The organism is Tenacibaculum sp. SDUM215027 (assembly GCF_050566205.1).
In the GTDB taxonomy this organism is placed as follows: domain Bacteria; phylum Bacteroidota; class Bacteroidia; order Flavobacteriales; family Flavobacteriaceae; genus Polaribacter.
Window position 1 is genome coordinate 1 of record NZ_JBNXUE010000013.1, and the last position, 5892, is coordinate 5892.

Annotated in this window: 2 tRNA genes and 3 rRNA genes; all 5 read right to left on the reverse strand. The window is 45.0% G+C overall.

Annotated features, from left to right (window positions below):
• Nucleotides 1-4 precede the first annotated feature (4 nt).
• Nucleotides 5-113: ribosomal RNA gene (rrf, locus tag ACQYZ7_RS16570) — 5S ribosomal RNA — on the reverse strand.
• A 136-nt stretch (nucleotides 114-249) separates the two neighbouring features.
• Nucleotides 250-3119, reverse strand: a 23S ribosomal RNA gene (locus ACQYZ7_RS16575).
• 231 nt (nucleotides 3120-3350) lie between these two features.
• Nucleotides 3351-3427, reverse strand: a tRNA-Ala gene (locus tag ACQYZ7_RS16580).
• 152 nt (nucleotides 3428-3579) lie between these two features.
• Nucleotides 3580-3653, reverse strand: a tRNA-Ile gene (locus ACQYZ7_RS16585).
• Between the two features lie 155 nt (nucleotides 3654-3808).
• A 16S ribosomal RNA gene (locus ACQYZ7_RS16590) occupies nucleotides 3809-5330 on the reverse strand.
• The 16S, 23S and 5S rRNA genes sit together here with 2 tRNA genes alongside, the layout of an rRNA operon.
• Nucleotides 5331-5892: the final 562 nt, after the last annotated feature.

Genomic DNA, 5892 nt, shown 5'->3' on the forward strand with positions numbered 1-5892 from the left:
TAAAGAAAGGCAACGACCTACTCTCCCACCAGTGGCAGTACCATCGGCGCAAATGGGCTTAACTTCTCTGTTCGGGATGGTAAGAGGTGAGCCCCATTGCGATAATCACCTTAAATTTTTGCTATTAGCTTTTAGCATATTGCTCTTAGCTTATAGCGCAGCTTCGCTGCAAATAAGTTAACATATTAGTAAAATCATATCATAAATTCATCAAAGAGTTGCGCTTCCCCCCACTAGGAGGGGAAGACTGTACATAAGCCTATGGGTTATTAGTACTACTCAGCTACATACATTACTGCACTTACACTTATAGCCTATCAACGTGGTGATCTTCCACGACCCTTTAAAGAAATCTCATCTTGTGGTGGGTTTCGCGCTTATATGCTTTCAGCGCTTATCCCTTCCCGACGTAGCTACCCAGCAGTGCCCCTGGCGAGACAACTGGTACACTAGAGGTCAGTCCAACTCGGTCCTCTCGTACTAAAGTCAGATCCACTCAAATTTCTAACGCCCACAGCAGATAGAGACCGAACTGTCTCACGACGTTCTGAACCCAGCTCGCGTGCCACTTTAATGGGCGAACAGCCCAACCCTTGGGACCTTCTCCAGCCCCAGGATGTGACGAGCCGACATCGAGGTGCCAAACCCCCCCGTCGATGTGAGCTCTTGGGGGAGATCAGCCTGTTATCCCCGGAGTACCTTTTATCCTTTGAGCGATGGCCCTTCCATGCGGAACCACCGGATCACTATGCTCTACTTTCGTACCTGATCGACCTGTATGTCTCTCAGTCAAGCTCCCTTATGCCATTGCACTCTACGCACGGTTACCAAGCGTGCTGAGGGAACCTTTAGAAGCCTCCGTTACTCTTTTGGAGGCGACCACCCCAGTCAAACTACCCACCACGCACTGTTCTCATTACTGAGTTAGGCTCTAGATAAGCAAAGGGTGGTATTTCAAGGACGACTCCACAACGCCTAGCGACGCCACTTCATAGTCTCCCACCTATCCTACACATTACTTATCCAAAGTCAATACGAAGCTATAGTAAAGGTTCACGGGGTCTTTTCGTCCCGCTGCGGGTAATCGGCATCTTCACCGATACTACAATTTCACCGAGCTCATGGCTGAGACAGTATCCAGATCGTTGCACCATTCGTGCAGGTCGGAACTTACCCGACAAGGAATTTCGCTACCTTAGGACCGTTATAGTTACGGCCGCCGTTTACTGGGGCTTCATTTGATTGCTTCGCCGAAGCTAACAACTCCACTTAACCTTCCAGCACCGGGCAGGTGTCAGGCCTTATACATCATCTTTCAATTTAGCAAAGCCCTGTGTTTTTGATAAACAGTCGCCTGGATCTTTTCACTGCGGCCCTACCGGAGTAGGGCGACTCTTCTCCCGAAGTTACGAGTCTATTTTGCCTAGTTCCTTAGCCATGAATCTCTCGAGCACCTTAGAATTCTCATCCCAACTACCTGTGTCGGTTTACGGTACGGGTTCTTATAATCTGAAGCTTAGAGGTTTTTCTTGGAAGCCCTTAGGCACACTATCCACGCATCCGAAGACTTGTGGTACTATCACACTTCAGCTAGATCTGCGGATTTACCTACAGTTCCAATACCTACATGTTTCAACGAACTATTCCGTCAGTTCGCGGTGCTTTCATTACTCCGTCACCCCATCGCAATTATAAGAAGTACAGGAATATTAACCTGTTGGCCATCGACTACTCCCTTCGGATTCGCCTTAGGTCCCGACTAACCCTCAGCTGATTAGCATCGCTGAGGAAACCTTAGTCTTTCGGTGAGGGGGTTTCTCGCCCCCTTTATCGTTACTTATGCCTACATTTTCTTTTCTATACGTTCCAGCATGCCTCACAGCACACCTTCAGCACATATAGAATGCTCCCCTACCACTTTAATAAGTCCATAGCTTCGGTAATATGTTTATGCCCGATTATTATCCATGCTCGACCGCTCGACTAGTGAGCTGTTACGCACTCTTTAAATGAATGGCTGCTTCCAAGCCAACATCCTAGCTGTCTGGGCAGTCAAACCTCGTTTTTTCAACTTAACATATATTTGGGGACCTTAGCTGATGGTCTGGGTTCTTTCCCTCTCGGACATGGACCTTAGCACCCATGCCCTCACTGCTGAGAAACATTTTATAGCATTCGGAGTTTGTCAGGAATTGGTAGGCGGTGAAGCCCCCGCATCCAATCAGTAGCTCTACCTCTATAAAACTTTGTCTCAACGCTGCACCTAAATGCATTTCGGGGAGTACGAGCTATTTCCGAGTTTGATTGGCCTTTCACCCCTACCCACAGGTCATCCAAAGACTTTTCAACGTCAACTGGTTCGGTCCTCCACTGTGTGTTACCACAGCTTCAACCTGCCCATGGGTAGATCACTCGGTTTCGCGTCTACTACTACTAACTATCTCGCCCTATTCAGACTCGCTTTCGCTGCGGCTCCAGACCTTAAATCTTTAACCTTGCTAGCAACAGTAACTCGTAGGCTCATTATGCAAAAGGCACGCCGTCACACAGTAAATGTGCTTCGACCGCTTGTAGGCGTACGGTTTCAGGTTCTCTTTCACTCCCTTACTTAGGGTTCTTTTCACCTTTCCCTCACGGTACTAGTTCACTATCGGTCTTTCAGGAGTATTTAGCCTTACCGGATGGTCCCGGTGGATTCATACAGGATTACTCGTGTCCCGCACTACTCAGGGTACTGCTATATCCTCTTCGATTACCTATACGAGACTATCACTCTCTATGGTTCGTCTTTCCAAACGATTCTAGTTCTCTAAGATTCTAATGTTGCAGCCCTACAACCCCAATATTGCCGTAACAACATTGGTTTGGGCTAATCCGCGTTCGCTCGCCACTACTAACGGAATCACTTTTGTTTTCTCTTCCTCTGGTTACTTAGATGTTTCAGTTCACCAGGTTTGCCCCCTTGCGGGTAACATGTCTTCAACATGCTGGGTTGCCCCATTCGGAAATTTACGGATCATAAAATATGTGCTTCTCCCCGTAACTTATCGCAGCTTATCGCGTCCTTCATCGCCTCTGAAAGCCTAGGCATCCTCCATACGCCCTTATTTAGCTTATTGTACTTTTTGCTGTAGTATAAATACTACAACGAGCTCTTTATAATTTTTGTTCTTATAAAAATATTTTGTTAGATATTACTCTAACTCTCTATCTTGATTCTTTACGATATCATTTTACCAATATGTCAATGAACGTTGTGGCGAGTCGCCACTGACAAGTAGTTAAACTTGTTAGTCACAATCTGCCTGCAATACTCATGAAGATAATTATACTTATCTCCAAGCATTGCCTGGTGGAGAATATCGGAGTCGAACCGATGACCTCTTGCGTGCAAGGCAAGCGCTCTAGCCAGCTGAGCTAATCCCCCATAATTTAGTTATGAGTTTTTAGTTCTGAGTTTTTAGTTGGTGTGGCGTTTAATCTAAAACTTAACACTCAACACTTAAAACTAAGCTTCTCAACTTCTAAAATTTCCTTCTACTAAAATCCAAACTCTTTAAATCTTCTTCCGAAAATTTGTAGTCTCGGGCAGACTCGAACTGCCGACCTCTACATTATCAGTGTAGCGCTCTAACCAGCTGAGCTACGAGACTTTTTCAGTCTGTAGTTTATAGTCCTTAGACATTAGTTATATAACTAACAACTATCGACTTAATACTAACGACTTTTTAAGATCTTAGTCTATTTTTTTAAAATTAACAGCAAAGAGTAAAATATACCTCTATTGTAACTCACCATCTTTCTCTAGAAAGGAGGTGTTCCAGCCGCACCTTCCGGTACGGCTACCTTGTTACGACTTAGCCCTAGTTACCAGTTTTACCCTAGGCAGCTCCTTGCGGTAACCGACTTCAGGCACCCCCAGCTTCCATGGCTTGACGGGCGGTGTGTACAAGGCCCGGGAACGTATTCACCGGATCATGGCTGATATCCGATTACTAGCGATTCCAGCTTCACGGAGTCGAGTTGCAGACTCCGATCCGAACTGTGATATGGTTTATAGATTCGCTCCTATTCGCATAGTGGCTGCTCATTGTCCATACCATTGTAGCACGTGTGTAGCCCAGGACGTAAGGGCCGTGATGATTTGACGTCATCCCCACCTTCCTCACGGTTTGCACCGGCAGTCTCGCTAGAGTCCTCAGCATTACCTGTTAGCAACTAACGATAGGGGTTGCGCTCGTTATAGGACTTAACCTGACACCTCACGGCACGAGCTGACGACAACCATGCAGCACCTTGTAAAGTGTCCGAAGAAAAACCGATCTCTCAGTCTGTCACTCTACATTTAAGCCCTGGTAAGGTTCCTCGCGTATCATCGAATTAAACCACATGCTCCACCGCTTGTGCGGGCCCCCGTCAATTCCTTTGAGTTTCAATCTTGCGATCGTACTCCCCAGGTGGGACACTTATCACTTTCGCTTAGTCACTGAATCTAAATCCAACAACTAGTGTCCATCGTTTACGGCGTGGACTACCAGGGTATCTAATCCTGTTCGCTCCCCACGCTTTCGTCCATGAGCGTCAGTATATACGTAGTAGACTGCCTTCGCAATCGGTATTCTAAGTAATATCTATGCATTTCACCGCTACACTACTTATTCTATCTACTTCCGTATAACTCAAGTCAACCAGTATCAAAGGCAGTTCCATAGTTAAGCTATGGGATTTCACCTCTGACTTAATTGACCGCCTGCGGACCCTTTAAACCCAATGATTCCGGATAACGCTTGCACCCTCCGTATTACCGCGGCTGCTGGCACGGAGTTAGCCGGTGCTTATTCTTACAGTACCGTCAAATAACTACACGTAGCTATGTTTCTTCCTGTATAAAAGCAGTTTACAACCCATAGGGCAGTCTTCCTGCACGCGGCATGGCTGGTTCAGAGTTGCCTCCATTGACCAATATTCCTCACTGCTGCCTCCCGTAGGAGTCTGGTCCGTGTCTCAGTACCAGTGTGGGGGATAATCCTCTCAGACCCCCTACCTATCGTTGCCATGGTAAGCCGTTACCTTACCATCTAGCTAATAGGACGCATAGTCATCTCGTACCGATAAATCTTTAATTAAAAGATGATGCCATCTCTCAACTTTATGGAGTATTAATCTTCATTTCTAAAGGCTATCCTCCTGTACAAGGCAGATTCTATACGCGTTACGCACCCGTTCGCCGGTCGTCATCTGATTGCAAGCAATCAATGTTACCCCTCGACTTGCATGTGTTAAGCCTGCCGCTAGCGTTCATCCTGAGCCAGGATCAAACTCTTCATTGTATAATCTTTAATATTATAAATGTTAAGTTCCAAAAGAATTTTTAACTTCGAAAAGTTATGGTTATTCTACTCTTTGTTTTACGCTGTCAATTTCAATATTTTCAATGAACTTGTGGCGAGTCGACACTGACAAGTTTTTACTTATCTTACGACTCATCCTCTTGTAGAAATACTAGACTCGAACTAGTGACTTATCGCCTTCCAAAATCTCTGTGATCGTACCGCTTTCCTAAAGCGGATGCAAACCTACAAACTATTTTTAATATGACAAAAACTTTTTTGAAGTTTTTTCTAGCTTGTCTTTTACACTATTTTAATGAACTGTTTTCCCTAAAAATCGGACTGCAAAGATACTCACTTTATTTCTTAATAAACAAGAAAAATTTAAACTATTTTTTAACCTTTTCTTGACATATCTCAAACCCTATTTTAATGAACTCTTACTAACTTCTTAGCTTATCGCTTATCCGTTTGCGGGTGCAAATATAGATACCTTTTCCCACTCAACAACTACTTTTTTTGCCTTTTTTTTTACACCTTTTTTAACTCACTATTATCTAAC